The following is a 21,624-nucleotide window of genomic DNA, read 5'->3' as shown; positions in this document are numbered from 1 at the left end:
AACAAAATGAGAATTTTAACTTAAAAATTTTGAAATGAAAAAATTGCTTGTAATTTGTTTAACTTTAATATTGGCCTCTTGTAGTGTAGATGATGGCGCCATAGATTATAGTTTTGAGATTTTACCTGTAGAAAGTGTTGATATTCCAGATGAATTTATATTAGGAGAAACTTACCCCATAACTGTTTCGTACTTTAAACCATCTAGTTGCCACACTTTTAGAGAGTTTTACTATCTTAAAAACAATAACGAACGTACGGTTGCTCCAATTAATTATGTGCTCGAAAATAATGATTGTGAAACACTAGAAAATGAACTGGTTGAAAACACTTTTAACTTTATTGTCACTAGTAATGGCTCGTATATTTTTAAATTTTGGCAAGGCGAAGATGCCGACGGCGAAAACCAATATTTAACTATTGAAGTGCCTGTTGTAGAGTAAAAATAACTAATTAACACGTGTATAATTTTGAGTTTAAATCAACTCATAGAAAATTGTAAAACTAACAATACTAAGGCACAGGGCGAACTGTACAAACTCTTTTCGAGTAAACTTTTCGCCGTGTGCTTAAAATATTCTAGAAACTATACAGAAGCAGAAGATAATTTGCAAGATGCATTTTTAACCATATTTAAAAAAATAGATCAATTTAAAAACAAAGGCTCTTTTGAAGGTTGGCTAAAACGCATTACCATTAATACCGTAATGCAACGCTACCGAAACGAAAAAGTTTTTGATATTATTAATGAAGATGCCATTGAAGATGTTGAAGTCGATATAGATGACGACCAACTTTCTATAGATTATTTACTTCAAATAATACAAGAATTACCCGATAGATACCGACTCGTTTTTAACCTGTATGTACTTGATGATTATTCGCATAAAGAAATAGCAAATATGCTAAAAATTAAAATAGGAACTTCAAAATCTAATTTAGCGCGTGCTAGACAAATTTTGAAACAAACCATCGAAACACATAAATCCGCAACAAGTTTGCAATCATTATAATGCGTGATAAAAAACACATAGACAGACTTTTCCAGGAAGGCTTAAAAGATTTTGAAGCCACTCCCAGCAATGCTATATGGAAAAATATAGAAGCCGAGCTTAATCAAGACAAGAAAAAACGACGAGTAATACCAATTTGGTGGCGTTACGCAGGTGTTGCTGCACTTTTGTTAGTTTTTCTAATGCTAGGTATTAATACCTTTTACAACGAAACTGAAGGCAATCAAACACATGAAGTTGTTAATACAGAAGCCAAACAAGCCTCCGAAATTGAAAACACATCTATTACTGATGCAATTCATTCAGATACAACTATAAATTCAGCCATTTCAGAGCAAAACAGCCAAGAAAACAGTGTAAATCCAGATTCGGAAAAACATACTATTAGTAATAAAAACAACAATCAAAACACGAATAGCAATAATCAAAACTCTGCAACAGCAACAACAATTGCAAGCGCCGACCATGTAAATCAAACCAATAGTAATTCCGCCCAATCAGCGAAAAACTCGAACAAAAGCAAGCCATCTTCTTTAGTAAAAAACAAAAAAGAAAATGCACTTTATACAAATAGCAAAAATACTGTAGCCCAACAAAATTCAAAAGAAAGTAACGCTTCCGCGGAAAACAAAAACAATAATATTTCAATTTCCGAAGAAAAAATTATTGCTAAAACAAATACAGAGACCACAAATCTAGAAAAGACTAAAGCAGAGAAAATTAAAACAGAAGAAACTAGGGAAACTATTGCCTCTAATGATACTAAAGAGAATAGCTTAAGCATTGAAGACGCTCTAAATAAAACAGAAGATTTGATTGATACAGAGAGCCCAAAAGATCGTTGGAGTTTAGCAGCCAATGCTGCTCCTGTTTATTTTAATACCACTGGAAAAGGCTCGTCTATAGACCCTCAATTTAATAGCAACTCTAAAACAGGTGAAGTAAATATGAGTTATGGTGTTACGGCTAGTTATGCAGTAAATAAAAGGTTACGTATACGCTCGGGGGTTAATCGTGTTAACCTTGGTTATAACACGAACGATGTTGTAAGCTACCAATCTATTGGTGTAAGATCTACGACTAGCTCTTTACAAAATGTAAGTAATAATAGTGTTAGCAACGCACCAACCGAACAATTATCACTAATTAGCGCCGATAACTTCAGTGAGAAAAGTGCTGCCAGTTTATTAAAAACCTCAAACACCTCTATAAATCAAAGTTTGGGCTACATAGAAGTGCCACTAGAATTACAATATGCAGTTTTAAGCAATAAATTTGGCGTTAATGTTATAGGTGGTTTTAGCTCTTTATTTTTAAACAATAATGAAGTATTTTCGGAAGCTCAAGATGGAAGTCGCACATTCTTAGGTGAAGCAAATAACATCAATAAGGTAAGCTACAGTGCTAACTTCGGTTTAGGTTTAAACTACCAAGTTACTAAAAAGATTGACTTAAATTTAGAGCCTATGCTTAAATATCAAATAAACACATTCAATAATACATCTGGTGATTTTCAGCCATTCTTTGTTGGCGTATACACCGGACTCGCTATTAAATTTTAGGTTTTTGGTTAAATCTAGTTATTGATTTCCTTTAAGCTCGGAAATCAATACTAAATAAAAACGACTCTACTTAGGGTCGTTTTTTTATTTTTTAAATGCTTGTAGTTGGTTAAATATTATTTCTCGAGATGCATCATTCAATTCCCGGGTTTCTTTAATAGTTAAACCTTCAGTTGAAATAAACTTATGCATCTTAACACGCATTCTACCCGGACCACCGCTAAAAAAAGTGTAAGAAAATCGCTTTTTATTATCAGCAAAAGTAATTGGCACAACTGGTATTTGGTGGTTTATAGCTAACCTGAAAGCACCATCTTTAAAGGTATCTAAATCTATATGCTCTTCCGGCACACCGCCTTCTGGAAAAATACAAATACTCACACCTGTTTTTAATCGGCGTTGCGCTCTTAAAAATACAGCTTGTCTACTTTTAGCAGAACTTCTATCTACCAAAATACAGGTGCGCTTATAGAAAAAACCAAACAACGGAATTTTAGATAACTCGGCTTTCCCAACAAAAACAAACGGATTTTTAACCGAAACTAGCATTAACATAATATCAACCATAGAAGTGTGGTTGGCAACAAACATGTAACTTTTAGAGCGATCTGGAGTTTCCTCTCTATCTATTTTATAAGCAAAGCCCATACCAACCAAAATTATTTTAGCCCAAACCCGAGCTATCCTAAAAAACAATGGGTACCAAGCCTCTTTAGCGATAGAAACTAATAAAATTGGAAATAAGATAATTATGGGCAACCCTACCAGTATATAAAACCAAATTCGGTACAATACCCAAAAAATGTATTTAAAAACTTTCATCGTCTCAAAAATACATAATTGTATTGAGCAATTCTATTAAAAAAATTACCTTTGCTAGCATATCAAAAATTGAGTTTAATTTTAACAAGATTCCCGCAATTTAGGGAACGCACACATGGCAAGAATACTTACAGGCATACAAAGCACAGGAACACCACATTTAGGTAACATTTTAGGAGCTATTATTCCAGCAATTGAAATGGCTAAAAACCCTGAAAACAATTCGTTTTTATTTATCGCAAACCTACACACTTTAACTCAAATTAAAGATGCAAAAACATTGCGCGAAAACACGTATTCTACTGCTGCAACCTGGCTTGCTTTTGGTTTAGATATTGAGAAAACGGTGTTTTACCGCCAAAGCGATATTCCACAAACTACAGAGCTATCTTGGTATTTAAGCTGTTTTTTTCCGTACCAACGCTTAACTTTAGCACATAGTTTTAAAGATAAAGCAGACCGTTTAGACGATGTTAACGCTGGGTTATTTACTTACCCAATGCTTATGGCTGCCGATATTTTATTGTACGATGCCAATATTATCCCTGTTGGAAAAGACCAATTACAACATATAGAAATGACACGTGATGTTGCATCGCGTTTTCATGCCAAAATGGGTGAAACTTTTGTATTACCAGAAGGAAAAATACAAGAGAACACTAAACTTATTCCTGGTACCAACGGTGGTAAAATGAGTAAGAGCGCTAATAACACGATCAATCTATTTTTAACCGATAAAAAATTACGCAAGCAAATAATGTCTATCGAAACTGATAGCACAGCGCTTGAAGACCCTAAAGATTGGAGTACTTGTAACTGCTTTGCTATATACAGTTTGCTAGCAACAGAAGCTCAAATTGAAACCATGAAAGCTAATTATGAAAATGGTAATTATGGTTACGGACACGCAAAACAAGCTTTATTTGAATTGATAATTGAAAAATTTGCAACACAACGTGAACGCTACAACTACTACATGAATAACCTAAACGAAATTGATGCTGCTTTGGCTATTGGTGCAAAAAAAGCGCAATTAGTTGCTAACGATGTATTGAGCAGAGTTAGAGAAAAGGTTGGTTACTAAAATACCAGAATCACATAAAGACTTGCTGAATGCTAAACATTTTGGCAAGTCTATAATATTTTGAGTTTGTGACAAAACACACTAAAGACGTACAGAATAGATACGACGGCTTCCTGAAAACACCTAGTTTATGGAAAAAGGATGTAGTTTTTAATATGACTCAATTTGAAATCCCCTCTAAATTTGATAAAATAGATTTAGATATTGATGACAAACTTAGAGTCGGAAAATATATAGAACGCTTAGTTTCTTTCGAATTAAGCCAAAATCCAGCCATTAAAATACTCTCAGAAAATCTTCAAATTCAAGAGAACAAAATTACTTTAGGCGAAATAGATTGCTTATTACTGAGGGATGAAAAACCGATTCATCTTGAAGTTATTTACAAGTTTTATATTTACGATGCCTCGGAAGGCGATTCGGAAATTGATTGTTTTGTTGGTCCTAACAGAAAAGATGCCCTAATAGAAAAACTAAAAAAACTTAGTGAAAAGCAATTGCCTTTACTTTATTCTAAAAGTTGCGAACCTTACTTAGAAAACCTAGGTTTAAAAGCTTCAGAAATTGATCAACAAGTTTATTTTAAAGCACAACTATTTATTCCTTTAGGTCAAAAAATTATTTTAAAAACCTTAAATCAAGACTGTATTTCAGGTTTTTACATCAAAAAAGAACAGCTCGCTCAATTTTCAGAATGTAAATTTTATATTTCGAAGAAGATAGATTGGATTATAGCGCCGCACACTCAAGTAGATTGGCTGAATTATCTAGAATTTACAACCGTTTCTAATACCATTTTAGAACGTAAATTTTCACCAATTTTCTGGTTAAAACAACCAAACGGAATACTAAACAAGTGTTTTTTAGTTTGGTGGTAATCACATTATTTTTAAAACCTAGCAGAGTATAAAGTCTACTAGGCCTAAATTTAAAACTTATTTATTCTTCAATTACAACAGGCAATTTATTAAAGCCCATATTAAAAAGTGTGAATCCATATATATCGGCATATTGCTCAATAGTTTTACTTATTGGCGTTCCTGCACCATGGCCAGCATCCGTTTCAATACGTATTAACGTTGGGTTGCTTCCTGTTTGTTTGCTTTGTAATTCGGCTGCAAATTTAAAACTATGCGCAGGCACAACGCGATCGTCATGATCTCCTGTAGTTACTAAAGTCGCAGGATATTCCACTCCAGACTTCACGTTATGAACTGGCGAATACCCTTTTAAGTATTCAAACATCGCTTTATTATCTTCAGCTGTTCCATAATCATAAGCCCAACCAGCTCCCGCAGTAAACGTATGGTAGCGTAACATATCCAAAACACCAACAGCAGGTAAAGCTACCTGTGCTAAATCTGGACGCTGCGTCATGGTTGCACCAACCAATAAACCTCCGTTAGATCCGCCTCGAATTGCTAAATACTTTGTGCTCGTGTAATTTTGCGCCTTTAAATATTCCGCTGCAGCGATAAAATCATCAAATACATTTTGTTTTTTCTGCTGTGTTCCAGCATCGTGCCAAGCCTTTCCATACTCACCACCGCCACGAAGGTTAGCTACGGCATAAACACCACCTTGCTCCATCCAAACTGCATTAGGTGTACTAAACGACGGTGTTAAACTCACATTAAACCCTCCATAACCATATAGAATAGTCGGGTTTTTACCATTAAGTTCTAGTCCTTTCTTGTGCGTAATCATCATTGGTATTTTTGTTCCATCTTTAGATTTGTAAAATACCTGATGACTTTCAAAATCGTCACTATTGAATGCAATAGCAGATTTTCTATACAATTCCACAACGCCAGAGTCGGCATTTAAAGTATAAGTTGTAACTGGTGTATTATAATTTGTAAACGAAAAATAATTTGTTTTTTCTTCTTTTTTACCACCAAAACCACTTGCTGTTCCTAAACCTGGTAATTCTATATCTCTAATAAATTTACCGCTATAATCGTACTGTTTTACTTTAGAAATCGCATCGACCATATAAGTTGCGTAAAAGTAACCACCACCTTTGGAAATAGACAACACATGCTCGGTTTCTGGGATAAAATCCACCCAATGATCTGGTGTTGGATTTGTAGCATCTACCGTTACTATTTTTTTATTTGGCGCATTTAAATTCGTTACCAAATAAAGTTTACTTCCCTCGTTTTCTAGAACACCTGTATCGCTATCTGTGTGATCTAAAATGGAAATAAATTCACTATTCGGCACAGATAAATCTTTTATTAAAAGCTTGTTTCCGGAGGTTGAAACACGAGGAGATATAAACAAGTATTTATTATCTTCGGAAACGTTGGCGTATATATAACGGTGCTTTTCTTCGGGTGTTCCACCATAGATTAATTGATCTGCGCTTTGTGCTGTTCCCAATTTATGATAGTATACTTTATGCTGATCTGTTTTAGCCGAAAGCTCACTTCCTTTTGGCTTATCGTAACTAGAATAGTAAAAACCTTCGTTTTTATACCATGATAATTGTGTGAATTTAACATCGATTAAAGGGTCTTCTGTAATTTCTTTAGACTCCACGTCCATGATTAGAATTTTCCGCCAATCGCTTCCGCCTTCAGAAATAGTATAGGCTAAAATTTTTCCGTTTTTAGAAAAACTTGTTGCCCCCAAAGACACTGTTCCATCCTCATTAAAGGTATTCGGATCTAAAAACACAGTTGCTGTTTTAGAATCGGCCCCTTTTTTAAAACGATAAAGCACATTTTGATTTTGCAATCCATCGTTTTTATAAAAATACGTGTAATCGCCCTCATTAAAAGGTGCACCTACTTTTTCGTAGTTCCATAATTTCGACAAACGTTTTTTTAAAGCTTCTCTAAACGGAATTTTATTTAAATAGACATTAGTAGCCACATTTTCAGCCTTTACCCAAGCTTCAGTTTCTGCACTTCTATCATCTTCTAACCAACGATACGGGTCTTTTACTTCAACACCAAAATAAGTATCTACGGTGTCTACAGTTTTTGTTTTTGGGTAACTCACAACAATCTCTTTTTTTTCTGTTTTATCATTTCCACAAGCAACAAGCAAGCTTAATGAGAAAAACGTTAACGCTATTTTTTTCATGATTCATTAAATTAATCATTCAAAAATAAACAAAAAACATAAGCTAAAGTTCTAGATTTATTCAATAATAACAGAATTAAAATACCGTATAATTATATATTTGACAATGTTACTCAAAACCCTAATAATGAAAAAAACAGCACTACTCGTATTATCCATCGCATCATATTTCAGTATGTTTTCTCAAACTGAAATAACCAAAAATGAAATAAAAGATCATATTGAATTTTTAATATTAGATAAAAACGGAGGGAGATTTCCAGGAGAAAAAGGCGCTAAACGCGTAGTAAAATATATTAAAAAAGAATTTAAAGCTATAGGCTTAAAACCGTTAAGTAAAAATTACGAACAACATTTTAAAGCCATATTACGAGTTGATAAAGGCGAAGACGAAAAACCAGAAGTGAACACTTGTAATGTTATTGGGTTTATTGAAGGAAACGATCCGGAATTAAAAAACGAATACATAGTTTTAGGAGCGCATTACGATCATTTAGGACTTGGCGGACCATCTTCCAAATCGGATAAAAGAGGCGTGGTATATCATGGCGCTGATGATAATGCTAGCGGAACAGCCGCTCTATTAGAAATTGCAGAAAAGTTAATTTCAAAACAAGACCAATTAAAAAGAAGTGTACTATTTATTGCCTTTGGAGCCGAAGAACAAGGTTTGCTAGGCAGTAAATACTTTGTAGAAAATCCGTTAATTCCACTTTCTCAAATAAAATTAATGATTAACATGGATATGGTTGGTCGCTTAAACGATAAAAAACATGTGTATGCAGGTGGTGCAGGCACTTTTACTAATGGCGTAGATTTCATGAAGAACCTCGGAGAATCTCTAGATTTAAACCCTATAGTTCACGCAGGATCTGTTGGTGGCTCCGATCATGTTTCATTCTACAAAAAAAACATATCGGTTTTAGGAGTACATACTGGCGGACACCCACAATATCACACACCCGAAGACACTTTGGAACTTATAAATTTAGAGGGTGAAAAGCTGGTTTGTGAATATGTTTTTCAAGCTATTTTAAACAAAGCATCGACAACTGATAACATGGAATTTATAAACCAAGATTAACACCAAAAAAAAAGCTCCTGTAAAATTTACAGGAGCTTAAAATATTTAAAAAAGTGTAAATTACACTAAGTTATTTGCTACTAAATATTCAGCAATTTGCACGGTGTTTGTTGCAGCACCTTTACGTAAGTTATCGGCAACAATCCACATATTTAAAGTGTTAGGTTGTGTTTCATCTCTTCTAAGCCTCCCAACAAAAACCTCATCTTTATCGTGTGCAAAAATTGGCATAGGATAACTGTTTGTAGAAGGATCATCTTGAAGTACAATACCTGGTGTTTCGCTTAACATTTTACGAACATCAACTAAATCGAAATCATTTTCAAACTCAACGTTAACAGATTCTGAATGCCCACCAGCAGTAGGAATACGAACAGCTGTAGCTGTTACAGAAAATGTGCGATCGTTAAATATTTTTTGAGGCTCACGAGCCAATTTCATTTCTTCTTTTGTGTATCCGTTTTCCATGAAAACATCACAATGCGGTAATGCGTTTCTACCTATTGGGTAAGGATAAGCCATGTCGCCTTCAATACCAGCAATTTCATTTTCTAGTTGTTTTACAGCTTTTACACCTGTACCAGAAACCGATTGGTAAGTTGAAACAACAACACGTTTCATTTTATATTTTGAATGTAGCGGAGCCAAAGCCATTACCATTTGTATGGTAGAACAGTTAGGGTTTGCTATAATTTTATCTTCTTTTGTTAATTCGCTCGCATTAATTTCTGGAACCACTAATTTTTTAGTTGGATCCATTCTCCATGCAGAAGAATTATCTACTACCGTTGTACCAGCTGCAGCAAATTTTGGCGCCCATTCTACCGATGTATCTCCACCTGCAGAAAAAATTGCGATTTGTGGCTTTGCAGCAACAGCATCGGCTAAACCAATAACGGTATATTCTTTATTCTTGAAAGTTAATTTTTTTCCAACAGAACGCTCTGAAGCTACTAATAATAATTCAGTAACAGGAAAGTTACGTTCTTCTAAAACCTTTAGCATCACCTCGCCTACCATTCCAGTAGCACCTACAACTGCTATTTTCATAATTTTTTGTTTATTAAATTTCTGTTAGCAAAACTAAGTATTAATTCTATTCTAAAATCTAAAAAAAGCCCTCATTTACGAAAAATGAGGGCTTTTTAACAACAAATAACAGCTTGTTATATAATTAACATTTTGTTATTTTTTAAGTAAATCTCTAATTTCAGCAAGTAAATCTTCTTGAGATGGTCCTGCAGGAGCTTCTTCTTTAACCTCTACTGGCTTTTTAGTTTTATTATATGCTTTTACAATCAAGAACATTACAAGACCTACAATAACTAAATTAACAATAGTGTTAATCCAAGCACCATACATAATTGCATTTTCTGCAGTAGTTACAGCACCTTCAGCGTTAACTGCAGCTTCTGTTAATACAATTTTCATGTTAGCAAAATCGGTTCCACCTGTGAAGTGACCAACAACCGGCATAACGATATTGTCAACAAATCCTTTTACAACGCCACCAATAGCTCCTGCCATGATCACTGCAACGGCAAACTCTATAACGTTACCACCTGTAATAAACTCTTTAAATTCTTTAAGCATAATTTTAAATTTTAATAAATTTCTTGGTTAATAATTATTTAGACCACAATATAGTTAAAAAGTCACAATTTAAATGAAGTCTTTATATTTCAATATTTATAACAACACGCTTTACTCTTTGTGAGATACTCGTTATCAGCTCATAAGAGATTGTGTTTGCTGTTTGTGCTAAAGTTTCTGCGGTAAAATTAGCATCAAAAACAATAACCTCATCACCCTCATTACAATCTATATCTGTAATATTTACCATAATCATGTCCATACAAACATTGCCAATTATGGGTGCTTTTTTATTATTTATAGTAACAAAACCTTTTCCATTTCCATAAATTCTACCAATACCATCGGCATGACCAATAGGTAAGGTTGCCGTTTTTAATACAGATTCACTTTTAAATGCTCGGTTATAACCAACTGTTTCCCCTTTTTTTAATTCATGGATTTGCGAAATCACTGTTTTTAAGGTTGCAATAGGTTTAAAGTTTACATTTTCTTCTTCGGAATTTCCAAAACCGTACAAGCCTATACCGCTACGTACCATATTAAACTGCGCTTCTGGATAATTTAGAACTCCTGAAGTATTACAAATATGAAGCATAGGTTTATAACCAAATATGTCTTCAAAATTAGCTGCAATACTTTTAAAAGTTTCTATTTGATTTAGAGTGAATGCTTTTTCTTCCAAATCTTCACTAGCTGCTAAATGCGAAAAGATAGATTTTACCTGAATATTTTTGGTTTCACCTATAATATTACGAATAGTTTCTACATCACCTTGCCAAAATCCCAACCTATTTAAACCGGTATTAAACTTGACGTGAATAGGATAGTTTTGTTTTTTTTCCGCGGAAGCAATTTCTATAAATTCTTTAAGTATTTTTGCATTATAAATACTAGGTTCTAAATTATTTTCGATTAAAACCTTAAAGTTTACCGTTTGCGGGTGCAGTACTAAAATAGGTTTAGTAATACCTGCTTTGCGCAAGGCTATACCTTCGCTTATATAGGCTACTGCAAAATAATCGGCTCCAATAGTTTCTAAATAATTTGCAATTTCAGAAGCTTCATTACCATAAGCAAACGCTTTAACTACGGCTAAAAATAGCGTATCGTTATTAAGTCTCGATTTTAAATACTCAAAATTATGTTTTAGTTTTTTTAAATCGATTTCAAGCACAGTTTCTCTTGCTTTAAGCATCGGAATCTTTTGTTTTAGATTGAATCTGTTCTTCTTCTTTAACTTGCATGTTTCTTAACTTATCCCGCTCCATAGCTTTATAATAAGCTGCTCTGCTTAAAGGTTCATACTCTTCCACTTCACCTAAAAGCACCAAACTATCGCTTTTCGCTTTACGGTAACTGTATTGAGCTAAATTCCCTGTGCGGGTACAAACCGCATGAACTTTAGTAACATAATCGGCTGTTGCCATTAAGTTTGGCATAGGCCCAAAGGGATTTCCTTTAAAATCCATATCCAATCCAGCAACAATTACACGAACACCTTTATTGGCCAGATCGTTACAAACACGTACTATTTCGTCATCGAAAAACTGAGCTTCATCTATACCAACCACATCGCAACCATCGGCCAAAATAGGGATGTTTGCTGCCGCTGGAACAGGTGTAGAACGAATTTCGTTAGAGTCGTGAGATACTACCATTTCCTCATCATAACGCGTATCTAGGGCTGGTTTAAAAATCTCGACACGCTGCCTTGCGAACTGCGCACGTTTAAGCCTACGGATGAGTTCTTCGGTTTTTCCCGAAAACATCGAGCCGCATATGACTTCAATCCATCCAAATTGTTCTTTATGATTTACCGTATTTTCAAGAAACATTTCGTAATTTTAACACTAAAATTGGTTTGTATAAAGGTGACGCAAATTTATTAAAAATCAAACGCCTTAATACCTTTAAATTTTAAATTTATAAACAATGAAGAAGAAATTAGAATCTGAACTTGTAAGTATAGCTCATAGAATTCTGAAACTGAAAGGTAAAGAAGATGTTATTAAAATGCATACCGAGGCAAAAGAATTGTTTGAAAAGCTATCGGTTTTAAAGTTTGCGCAAGAAAATTTTGAAGATAATATACCTAGCATCGGTAACGACTCGTCGTTTTTTAGCATGCTCGATACGGCCTTCAACAATAAAATTAGTGATAATATTGAGCATGACGACACGATTTACACCAATCTAGAAGATAACCAAAACGAGCCTATTACCGAGCCTTTAATGGAAACTATTAAAGACATGGTAGCGCAAATGCCGCATGAAACACAACAAGTCGACGATTTGTTTGAAAAAGCAGAACCTAAAACACCTATTATAAAACATAACTTAGAAGACCTGACTCTAGGCTTTGAAGAAACGCCTATTTTTGAACCTGTAAAGAAAAATGAAAACGGTGTTTTAACCGATAAAAAATCGCTTAACGATAAACTTAAATCTGGTGGTTTAAAAATAGGTTTAAATGATAAAATAGCCTTCATTAAACATTTATTTGATGGTCAAAATGAAGATTACGATCGCGTTATTTCCCAATTAAACACCTTTCTTTCTTTCAATAATGCCAAAGATTTTATTGAAACTATGGTAAAACCAGACTATAATAACTGGAACGGTAAAGAGGAATTTGAAACCCGCTTTATGGAAATTATTGAAGCTAAATTTGAATAATGAGTAAACTTTATATAGTACCAACACCTATTGGCAACTTAAAAGACATCACCTTTAGAGCTGTTGAGGTTTTAAAAGATGTCGATTTAATTTTAGCAGAAGATACCCGAACCTCAGGAAAACTCTTAAAGCATTTTGAAATTTCGACCCATATGCAAAGCCACCATATGCATAACGAGCATAAAACGGTTGAAAATATTATTCAGAAATTAAAAAGTGGAACAACCGTAGCTTTAATTAGCGATGCCGGAACACCTGCTATTTCCGATCCCGGCTTTCTATTATCTCGCGCTTGTATTGAAAACGGTATTGAAGTAGATTGCCTACCGGGTGCCACAGCATTTGTTCCTGCATTAGTAAATTCTGGACTACCCAATGATAAATTTATATTCGAAGGGTTTTTACCAGTAAAAAAAGGGCGCCAAACACGTTTACTACTTTTAGCTGAAGAAACTCGGACCATGATATTTTACGAAAGTCCGCATAAATTAATTAAGACGTTAGGACATTTTTGTGAGTATTTTGGAGAAGACCGAGAGGTTTCTGTCTCTCGAGAACTTACAAAACTATACGAGGAAACTATTCGTGGTACCGCAAAACAAGTATTAGAACATTATACCAACAAACCACCAAAAGGTGAAATTGTAATTATTGTTGGAGGAAAAAAGAAATAAAAAAATGACATTAGATTTATTTAAAAGTACATTAAAAAACACACCGGAAACCATTGCTTTTTCGGATACCATAAACACTCTTGAAGCAAAATACAATTTTACACCAACCGCTTTTACAAATGGTGAATTAGCAAATGCTGCAGGTGAAAACTCTGGCTCTTGTAAATTATTTGCCTTTGCCAAAAACGAAGGTTTTACAAAAGAAGAAACTCTTGCTTGTTTTGGTCAATACTATTTTGAAGATGTATTAAAAGATCCTAACGGAGACGGACACCAAAACATTAGAAACTTCATGAAAACCGGTTTTGACGGATTAGCTTTTGAAGGCAACGCATTAACCGAAAAATAATAGGTCTCCACTCTCGATAAAAAAATATAAATGCAAATACAATTAAAGGCTTACAACCTAAAACTTAAACATACATTCACCATTTCTAGAGAGTCTCACGACATTCAACCTAGCTTAATCGCTTGCCTTACCCTAAACAGAAAAACAGGCTATGGTGAAGCAACATCTAACCCATATTACAACATTACTGTTGAAAGCATGATGGCAGAAATTAACGCGATTTCAGCTGAAATCGAAAACTTCAACTTTACAACACCAGAAACTTTTCATGCATTCTTAGTTGAAAAAGGCTTAACCAATTTCGCTATTTGCGCTTTAGATTTGGCTGCTCACGATTTATACGGCAAACTAGAAGGCAAATCACTTTACGATATTTGGGGAACAACTTTAGAAACATACCCAACAACCAACTATACTATTGGTATTGCTAGTATTGATAAAATGGTAGCCAAAATGAAAGAAATGCCTTGGCCTATATATAAAATAAAACTTGGCACCAACGACGATGTTAACATTATAAAAGCATTAAGAGAAGAAAGTGATGCTATTTTTAGAATTGATGCTAATTGTGCTTGGACAGCAGATGAAACTATTAAAAACGCACCGCTTTTAAAGGAATTAGGTGTTGAGTTTTTAGAGCAACCATTAAAAGCTGATGATTGGGAAGGTATGAAAAAAGTAATGAAACATTGCGTTTTACCTGTTATTGCAGACGAGAGTTGCATTGTTGAAAACGACGTTGAAGCCTGCGGAACACACTTTAGCGGTATAAATATAAAACTAACGAAATGCGGCGGTTTAACACCTGCTTTGCGCATGATTAAAAAAGGTAAAGCCATGGGCGTAAAAGTTATGGTGGGCTGCATGACGGAATCTACCGTTGGTATTTCGGCTATTGCCCAACTTATACCTCAACTCGATTATGTTGATATGGATGGCGCGCTTCTACTTAAAGAAGATATTGCAAATGGCGTTATTATTAAAGAAGACGCCAGTGTTATTTTCCCTACTTTAGGAGGCAGTGGTGTAACTTTAAAATAATGACTTATAATTTAGACTCCTTTCCGTCAAATCACATTTCAATTGAAGGTAAAACCTATCTCTATTTTGGCGGAACATCATATTTAGGTCTTCAAACAGACATCGAATTCCAAAATTTATTTATTGAAAATATTAAAAAATATGGCACCAATTATGGTGCATCACGAAAATCCAATATTCGCATTTCCATTTATGATGATGTTGAAGCTTATTTAGCCAAACATATAGGTAGTCAAGCCTGTGTTAGCCTCTCTTCGGGTTATTTAGCAGGACAATTAGTTGCGCAAAGCTTAAACACTCCAGATTACACGTTCTTTTATGCTCCAAACACACATGCGGCGTTAAACTTATCGGTTACAAAAAATAAATCGGTTCAATCTTATCAAGAACTAAAAACCGCTTTAAATCTTCATTTAAAAAACAACACAAAACAAATACCTATTGTTTTTTTAGATGCTATTGATTTTCATGGTACAAATTTTCCTGATTTTGAAGGATTAAAAACACTTCCTCTTTCTGAAATTATTTTAGTTGTTGATGACTCCCACGGTATTGGTGTTGTTGGTGAACATGGTGAAGGTGTTTTTAAAACTATTAATGCTTTGGAGCCTAAAGAACTAATAGTTTGCTGCTCTCTAGGAAAAGGGTTTGGAGTTCAAATTGGTGCTATTTTTGGATTAAGAACTCGTATAAATGTTTTTAAAAACACACCGTTTTTCGGAGGAGCAAGTCCAGCCGCACCTGCAAATGTTGCCACTCTTATAGATGCGGAATCTATTTATAATTCCAAACGACGAACTTTAGAATATAACTTAAAACTCTTCTTAAAGCAGACTAAAAACCTTCAACGCTTCAAGCTTATGAAAGGGCATCCTACCTTTACTTTTTCCGATGAAAAATTAAATCAACACCTCGAAAAAAATAATATTATAGTCACAAGTTTTAGATATCCTGATGAAACTTCACCTGTAATGAGCAGAATTGTAATTAGCGCAGCACATACAGAAGATGATATGAATAGGCTTTGTGAGATTTTGAATGGGTATTGAAACCTTGTTCCTTCTCCTTGAAGAAAACCGCTTTTACATTATTTTATACTATTTTTGAGCAAACAAATTAAGAAAAATGAAAAATTTAGTTACTACAACCTGGTTAGGTGAAATGAAATTTGAAAGTACTAACCCATCAGGACACAACCTTTTTATAGACGCAGGCGAAGAAAACGGTGGGAAAAGTGAAGGCTATCGCCCAAAAGCGTTGATGCTATCCGCTTTAGCTGGTTGCTCTGGACTCGATGTAGCATCATTAATCAAAAAAATGAAACTAGATGTAGATACTTTCAAAATTGAAACCGAAGCAAATTTAACAGAAGAACACCCTAAGTATTACGATAAAGTAGGTATGCATTTTCACTTTCATGGTAATAATTTAAATGAAAAGAAACTTCAAAAAGCAGTCGATTTATCTATAGAGAAATATTGTGGTGTAATGGAAATGTTCCGTCAATTTTCAGAATTAACCATTGAAACGCACTTTCATTCAAAATAATATTTTAAAGTCTAACAAACGCAGTAAAACTCGCTAGCCTTAAGCTAAACGGTATAAAAAATAAGGTTCTATAATTATTAGTATTTTGTATGAAGCACCTTTAAGTATAAAGTTTTAATTACATTTGAAACCTCTTAAAGAAACACAAAATGCGTTGGACATTAAAAGAAAAACCACAGGCAGAAGAAACCGATGCTTTGCAAAAAGCACTAAACGTAGACACTACCACCGCAACATTACTTTTGCAACGTGGCATTAAAACTTTTGAAGAAGCAAAAACTTTTTTCCGCCCTAGTTTAACCGATTTACACGATCCATTCTTAATGAAAGATATGGACAAAGCTGTAGCCCGTATTGAAAAAGCGATTGCAGACAACGAAAACATTTTGGTGTATGGCGATTATGATGTTGATGGTACCAGTTCTGTCGCCTTAATGTCTACATATTTAAAAACCGTACATAACTTGGTGTACACCTATATTCCAAACAGATATGATGAGGGTTATGGTGTTTCATTTAAAGGAATCAACTTTGCATTAGAAAATAATTTCACACTAATAATTGCTTTAGATTGTGGCATTAAATCTATTGATAAAGTAGAACACGCTAAAAAATTAGGTATAGATTTTATTATTTGCGATCACCACAGGCCTGGCGATAAAATTCCTGATGCAGCTGCTGTTCTAGATCCAAAAAGAGAAGATTGTAATTACCCATATAAAGAGCTTTGCGGTTGTGGTGTTGGCTTTAAACTAATTGAAGCCTTAGCATCAAAAGGAGGAAAAACAGCCGAAGACCTAACCGAATATCTCGATTTAGTAGCCACAGCTATTGGTGCTGATATTGTACCAATTGATGGTGAAAACCGGGTTTTAGCTTATTTTGGATTACAAGTTATAAATACCAACCCTAGGCCAGGTATAAATGCCATTTTAAAACAAGTAGAAAAAACAGAACTCACCATAACCGATGTTGTATTTATAGTAGCGCCGCGAATAAATGCTGCAGGCCGCATGAAACACGGTAATTATGCTGTTACTCTATTAACAGAGGAAGATGATGAATTGGCTACAAAATATGCCTCCGAAATTAACGATTATAACCTTGAACGTCGGGAAACCGATAAACGCATAACAGAAGAAGCGCTTATTCAAATTCAAGAGAATAAAGAACAAGACCGCCTAACAACGGTTGTTTACGATAAGGATTGGCATAAAGGTGTTATTGGTATCGTGGCTTCTAGATTAACCGAAACTTACCATAGGCCTACCTTAGTATTTACCAAAAGTGGTGAGTTTTTAGCTGCCTCGGCACGCTCAGTAAAAGGTTTTGATGTTTATAATGCCTTAGAAGCCTGCGCTGAACATATTGAACAGTTTGGCGGACACAAATACGCAGCAGGCCTAACATTAAAGGAAGAAAACTACGAAGCTTTTAAACAAGCTTTTGAAGATGAAGTTTCTAAAACTATTGATAGAAGCTTATTAACACCAGAAATAAAAATTGATGCCGAAATAGATTTAGAAACTATAACTCCTAAATTTAATCGGATATTAAAACAATTTGCTCCTTATGGTCCAAGCAACATGACGCCTATTTTTTTAACAGAAAACCTTATTGATACAGGCTACGGAAAATGTGTAGGTGCAGACCAAACGCATCTAAGATTAACAGCAACTCAAGAAGGAACTACTAAACAAATAGTGGGTATTGGGTTTAGCATGGCAGATAAATTCGAAATTATTTCTGAAGGCAAACCATTTAAAGCGGTTTACTCGATAGATGAAAATGAATGGCAAGGCAATGTGAGTTTACAAATGAAAATACGCGACATTAAGGCTTAAGCACAAACTAAATTTCCTGTTTTCGCAGGAAGGTAATTATGGCAAAAACCGATCCCTACGCAGCATTACGTATTAAAGAATTCAACATATTTTTATTAGTACGTTTTTTACTAGTTTTTGGTTGGTCTATGCAATTCATTGTTATTGAATGGCAAGTTTACAGCCTTACAAAAGACCCTTTATCTCTTGGTATTATTGGTTTAATGGAAATTATACCAGCCTTTACCATGGCACTATTTGCAGGGCATATTGTAGATCAAAAAGAAAAACGAAATCTCTTAGCTACTTGTATTGCTGCTTTTTCTCTAATTAGTTTTGGGTTATTTATGCTCACTTGGGATAAAATTGTTGGAGATTGGGGTTCTAAAAGCATTTTATATTCCATTTACGCCTTAGTGTTTTTTGGAGGCTTTTTACGTTCCTTTTTTGGACCAACCATCTTTTCTCTTGTAGCTTTAATTGTTCCTAAAAAAGTGTACCCTAACGCTGCCACATGGAATAGTTCTACATGGCAAATGGCTGGTGTTTTAGGTCCTGCATTAGGAGGTTTTACCATTGGATGGATTGGTGTTCATTGGTCACTATGTATCATATTTGGATTAATCCTTTCATCCCTTTTTATATTATTACAAATAAAACGTAAACCCATTTTAAACCCTAAAATAGGCGAACCCGTAATACAAAGTTTAAAAGAAGGTGTGCGTTTTGTATTTAAAACCAAAGCTATTTTAGGCGCCATGACTTTAGATATGGTTGCTGTACTTTTTGGTGGCGCCATTGCCCTACTTCCTGTTTTTGCACAAGATATTTTAAAAGTGGGCAGCGAAGGCTTTGGTGTTTTAAGAGCCGCACCAGCTGTTGGTGCATTTCTAACCATGCTAATTACAGCTTACATTCCGATAAGTAAAAATGCTGGAATGAAATTATTAGTCGCCATTTTTGGGTTTGGAGTTTGTATTATCGTATTCGGATTATCTAATATATTTTGGGTTTCAGCAATAGCGTTATTCTTCAGCGGTATGACAGATGGTGTTTCTATGGTTATCCGTCAAACTATTTTTCAAATAAAAACGCCCGACCATATGCGTGGTCGTGTATCATCGGTAAATTCAATGTTTGTAGGTTCTTCTAACGAATTAGGTGCTTTTGAAAGTGGTATTACTGCAAAATTTTTCGGAGCCGTAACTGCTGTGGTTTTCGGTGGAACTATGACCTTAATTACTGTGGTTGCTACCGGCTTAGCTTCTCCTTCTTTTAGAAAATTAGATTTAACTGAAGATTTAAAAGCACATGAAAGTGACGATTAATTTCTATTCATAGTAAATTGAAATTCAATCATTATAAGAAACCTAAAAAGTCTATTCGAAAAACTCAACGAAAACAGCTATCTTTGGCAAAATCTTCACATTTTGAAGACTGTTGACTATGAAGAACATTAGAAACTTTTGCATTATTGCACATATTGACCACGGGAAAAGCACACTTGCCGACCGTTTGTTAGATTTTACAGGCTCTGTAACTGCTAGAGAGCAACAAGCCCAACTATTGGATAGTATGGATTTGGAACGTGAACGTGGTATTACTATTAAATCGCACGCCATCCAAATGGATTACGAATTAGATGGTGAAAAATATGTTTTAAACTTAATTGATACTCCAGGCCACGTAGATTTCTCTTATGAAGTCTCACGATCTATTGCTGCCTGCGAAGGAGCGCTTCTAATTGTAGATGCTGCACAAAGTATACAAGCACAAACTATATCAAACTTATATTTAGCTTTAGAGAATGATTTAGAGATTATACCGGTATTAAATAAGGTAGATTTACCAAGTGCAAACCCCGAAGAAGTTACAGACGATATCGTAGATTTATTAGGTTGCGACCCGGAAGAAGTCATTCACGCTAGTGGAAAAACTGGTTTTGGTGTCGAAAATATTTTAAAAGCTATTATCGATCGTGTTCCTGCTCCAAAAGGAGATCCAGATGCGCCTTTGCAAGCCTTAATTTTCGACTCGGTTTACAACACCTTTAGAGGTATTGAAACGTATTTTAGAGTTTTTAATGGCGAAATTAAAAAAGGACAAAAAATTAAATTCGTTGCTACAGATAAAGAATATTTTGCAGACGAAGTTGGTACATTAAAACTAACTCAAGTTGCTAAACAAAGTGTAAAAACAGGAGATGTTGGTTACTTAATTACAGGTATTAAAACCGCTAAGGAAGTAAAAGTTGGTGATACTATTACCGATTTTGCTAACCCGACTACAAATATTGTTGAAGGTTTTGAAGATGTAAAACCAATGGTATTTGCTGGTATTTATCCTGTAGACACAGAAGATTACGAAGAGCTTAGAAACTCTATGGAAAAGCTACAACTTAACGATGCCTCGTTAGTGTTTGCTCCAGAAAGTTCTGCAGCTTTAGGTTTTGGTTTTCGTTGTGGATTTTTAGGAATGCTACACATGGAAATTATACAAGAACGTTTAGAACGTGAGTTTGATATGACGGTTATTACAACGGTTCCCAATGTATCATACCACGCGTTTACAAACAAAAATCCGGACGAAGCCTTTATTGTAAATAACCCATCGGATTTACCAGAACCAACAACAGTAAACCGCGTAGAAGAACCTTATATTAAGGCTACTATTATTACAAAATCTGATTTTGTTGGTAATGTGATGTCTCTTTGTATTGAAAAACGCGGTATCGTTCTTAATCAAACGTATTTAACACCGGAACGTGTTGAGTTAACTTTTGAAATGCCTCTTGCAGAAATTGTATTCGATTTTTACGATCGTTTAAAAACAGTTTCTAAAGGGTATGCTTCTTTCGACTACCATCCAATTGGAATGAAAGTTTCTAAGTTAGTACGTTTAGATATTTTACTAAACGCACTACCTGTAGATGCACTTTCTGCATTAATTCACGCTGATAATGCGCAGAATATTGGTAAAAAAATGTGTGAGAAGTTAAGAGAATTAATCCCACGCCAACAATTCGATATTCCAATTCAGGCTGCCATTGGTGCTAAAATTGTTTCGAGAGAAACTATTAAGGCCCTTAGAAAAGATGTAACAGCAAAATGTTATGGTGGTGATATTTCTCGTAAAAGAAAATTACTTGAAAAACAGAAAAAAGGTAAAAAACGTATGCGCCAAGTAGGTAATGTAGAAATACCTCAGCAAGCGTTTATGGCTGTTTTAAAATTGAATGATTAAAACATTTTTATAATTTT

At 34.5% G+C, this 21,624-nt stretch carries 21 protein-coding genes; 15 read left to right on the top strand and 6 right to left on the bottom strand.

Features of this window, described 5'->3' with window-relative positions:
* Positions 1–34: 34 nt before the first annotated feature.
* Genes ACJJV4_RS11675 through ACJJV4_RS11665 form a run of 3 tightly spaced genes read left to right on the top strand, consistent with a single transcriptional unit; the run spans position 35 to position 2,574 of the window.
* A complete protein-coding gene (locus ACJJV4_RS11675) occupies positions 35–442 on the top strand; it encodes a hypothetical protein (RefSeq protein ID WP_405294609.1) in 408 nt (135 codons plus the stop codon).
* 27 nt (positions 443–469) lie between these two features.
* Positions 470–1,012 (top strand): RNA polymerase sigma factor, encoded by a 543-nt coding sequence (locus ACJJV4_RS11670; protein WP_405294607.1) that lies wholly within the window; start codon positions 470–472, stop codon positions 1,010–1,012.
* A complete protein-coding gene (locus ACJJV4_RS11665; RefSeq protein ID WP_405294605.1) occupies positions 1,012–2,574 on the top strand; it encodes a hypothetical protein in 1,563 nt (520 codons plus the stop codon). Before ACJJV4_RS11670 ends, ACJJV4_RS11665 begins: the two co-directional genes overlap by 1 nt.
* 84 nt (positions 2,575–2,658) lie before the next feature.
* Here ACJJV4_RS11665 and ACJJV4_RS11660 read toward each other — a convergent pair whose 3' ends face one another.
* Positions 2,659–3,396, bottom strand: coding sequence for a lysophospholipid acyltransferase family protein (locus ACJJV4_RS11660; RefSeq protein WP_405294603.1), 738 nt, complete (start codon positions 3,394–3,396; stop codon positions 2,659–2,661).
* A gap of 115 nt (positions 3,397–3,511) precedes the next feature.
* On the opposite strand from ACJJV4_RS11660, the gene trpS reads away from it, so the two are divergent.
* Positions 3,512–4,480, top strand: a complete 969-nt coding sequence (trpS, locus tag ACJJV4_RS11655; protein WP_159018726.1) for a tryptophan--tRNA ligase — start codon at positions 3,512–3,514, stop codon at positions 4,478–4,480.
* 68 nt (positions 4,481–4,548) lie between these two features.
* Positions 4,549–5,358 carry a DUF1853 family protein gene (locus tag ACJJV4_RS11650; protein ID WP_405294600.1) on the top strand — a complete coding sequence of 270 codons (810 nt, stop codon included), beginning with the start codon at positions 4,549–4,551 and terminating at the stop codon, positions 5,356–5,358.
* A 61-nt stretch (positions 5,359–5,419) separates the two neighbouring features.
* On the opposite strand, the gene ACJJV4_RS11645 is transcribed toward ACJJV4_RS11650, so the two are convergent.
* Positions 5,420–7,573: a prolyl oligopeptidase family protein gene (locus ACJJV4_RS11645; protein ID WP_405294598.1), complete on the bottom strand. Its 2,154-nt coding sequence runs from the start codon at positions 7,571–7,573 to the stop codon at positions 5,420–5,422.
* Positions 7,574–7,700: 127 nt separating this feature from the next.
* Between ACJJV4_RS11645 and ACJJV4_RS11640 the strand changes: the two genes are divergently transcribed.
* Positions 7,701–8,657 (top strand): M28 family metallopeptidase, encoded by a 957-nt coding sequence (locus tag ACJJV4_RS11640; RefSeq protein WP_405294596.1) that lies wholly within the window; start codon positions 7,701–7,703, stop codon positions 8,655–8,657.
* Positions 8,658–8,717: 60 nt separating this feature from the next.
* On the opposite strand, the gene ACJJV4_RS11635 is transcribed toward ACJJV4_RS11640, so the two are convergent.
* The 4 genes from ACJJV4_RS11635 to ACJJV4_RS11620 form a co-directional block, all read right to left on the bottom strand.
* The gene (locus tag ACJJV4_RS11635; RefSeq protein ID WP_405294594.1) at positions 8,718–9,707 is read right to left on the bottom strand and encodes an aspartate-semialdehyde dehydrogenase; all 990 of its coding nucleotides are present in this window, start codon (positions 9,705–9,707) and stop codon (positions 8,718–8,720) included.
* 135 nt (positions 9,708–9,842) lie between these two features.
* A complete protein-coding gene (gene mscL, locus ACJJV4_RS11630) occupies positions 9,843–10,250 on the bottom strand; it encodes a large conductance mechanosensitive channel protein MscL (protein ID WP_159018731.1) in 408 nt (135 codons plus the stop codon).
* Positions 10,251–10,332: 82 nt separating this feature from the next.
* Positions 10,333–11,448 carry an alanine racemase gene (gene alr, locus ACJJV4_RS11625; protein ID WP_405294592.1) on the bottom strand — a complete coding sequence of 372 codons (1,116 nt, stop codon included), beginning with the start codon at positions 11,446–11,448 and terminating at the stop codon, positions 10,333–10,335.
* Positions 11,441–12,088 (bottom strand): thymidine kinase, encoded by a 648-nt coding sequence (locus ACJJV4_RS11620; protein ID WP_405294590.1) that lies wholly within the window; start codon positions 12,086–12,088, stop codon positions 11,441–11,443. Before ACJJV4_RS11620 ends, alr begins: the two co-directional genes overlap by 8 nt.
* 97 nt (positions 12,089–12,185) lie before the next feature.
* Here ACJJV4_RS11620 and ACJJV4_RS11615 point away from each other — a divergent pair, with 97 nt between their 5' ends.
* From ACJJV4_RS11615 to lepA, 9 genes are all read left to right on the top strand, one after another.
* Positions 12,186–12,929: a hypothetical protein gene (locus ACJJV4_RS11615; RefSeq protein WP_405294588.1), complete on the top strand. Its 744-nt coding sequence runs from the start codon at positions 12,186–12,188 to the stop codon at positions 12,927–12,929.
* Complete coding sequence (rsmI, locus tag ACJJV4_RS11610; RefSeq protein WP_405294586.1) at positions 12,929–13,603, top strand: 16S rRNA (cytidine(1402)-2'-O)-methyltransferase; 675 nt, start codon at positions 12,929–12,931, stop codon at positions 13,601–13,603. Before ACJJV4_RS11615 ends, rsmI begins: the two co-directional genes overlap by 1 nt.
* Positions 13,604–13,607: 4 nt before the next feature.
* Positions 13,608–13,952, top strand: coding sequence for a HopJ type III effector protein (locus ACJJV4_RS11605; RefSeq protein ID WP_159018736.1), 345 nt, complete (start codon positions 13,608–13,610; stop codon positions 13,950–13,952).
* Positions 13,953–13,982: 30 nt separating this feature from the next.
* Positions 13,983–14,993, top strand: coding sequence for a dipeptide epimerase (locus ACJJV4_RS11600; RefSeq protein WP_405294584.1), 1,011 nt, complete (start codon positions 13,983–13,985; stop codon positions 14,991–14,993).
* Positions 14,993–16,042, top strand: coding sequence for an aminotransferase class I/II-fold pyridoxal phosphate-dependent enzyme (locus tag ACJJV4_RS11595; RefSeq protein ID WP_405294582.1), 1,050 nt, complete (start codon positions 14,993–14,995; stop codon positions 16,040–16,042). The genes ACJJV4_RS11600 and ACJJV4_RS11595 overlap by 1 nt, the downstream gene beginning before the upstream one ends.
* A gap of 76 nt (positions 16,043–16,118) precedes the next feature.
* Positions 16,119–16,541, top strand: a complete 423-nt coding sequence (locus ACJJV4_RS11590; protein WP_405294580.1) for an OsmC family protein — start codon at positions 16,119–16,121, stop codon at positions 16,539–16,541.
* 149 nt (positions 16,542–16,690) lie between these two features.
* Entirely contained in the window at positions 16,691–18,385 is a 1,695-nt protein-coding gene (recJ, locus tag ACJJV4_RS11585) for a single-stranded-DNA-specific exonuclease RecJ (protein ID WP_405294578.1), read from the top strand.
* 38 nt (positions 18,386–18,423) lie between these two features.
* Complete coding sequence (locus ACJJV4_RS11580) at positions 18,424–19,692, top strand: MFS transporter (protein ID WP_405294576.1); 1,269 nt, start codon at positions 18,424–18,426, stop codon at positions 19,690–19,692.
* Between the two features lie 118 nt (positions 19,693–19,810).
* Positions 19,811–21,607, top strand: coding sequence for a translation elongation factor 4 (gene lepA, locus ACJJV4_RS11575; protein ID WP_405294574.1), 1,797 nt, complete (start codon positions 19,811–19,813; stop codon positions 21,605–21,607).
* Positions 21,608–21,624: the final 17 nt, after the last annotated feature.

Origin of the sequence: Algibacter sp. Ld11, from assembly GCF_045066735.1 — a bacterium.
In the GTDB taxonomy this organism is placed as follows: Bacteria; Bacteroidota; Bacteroidia; order Flavobacteriales; family Flavobacteriaceae; genus Algibacter.
Note: the sequence above shows the minus strand (reverse complement) of the source record. Positions and strands in the feature narration are given on the sequence as shown.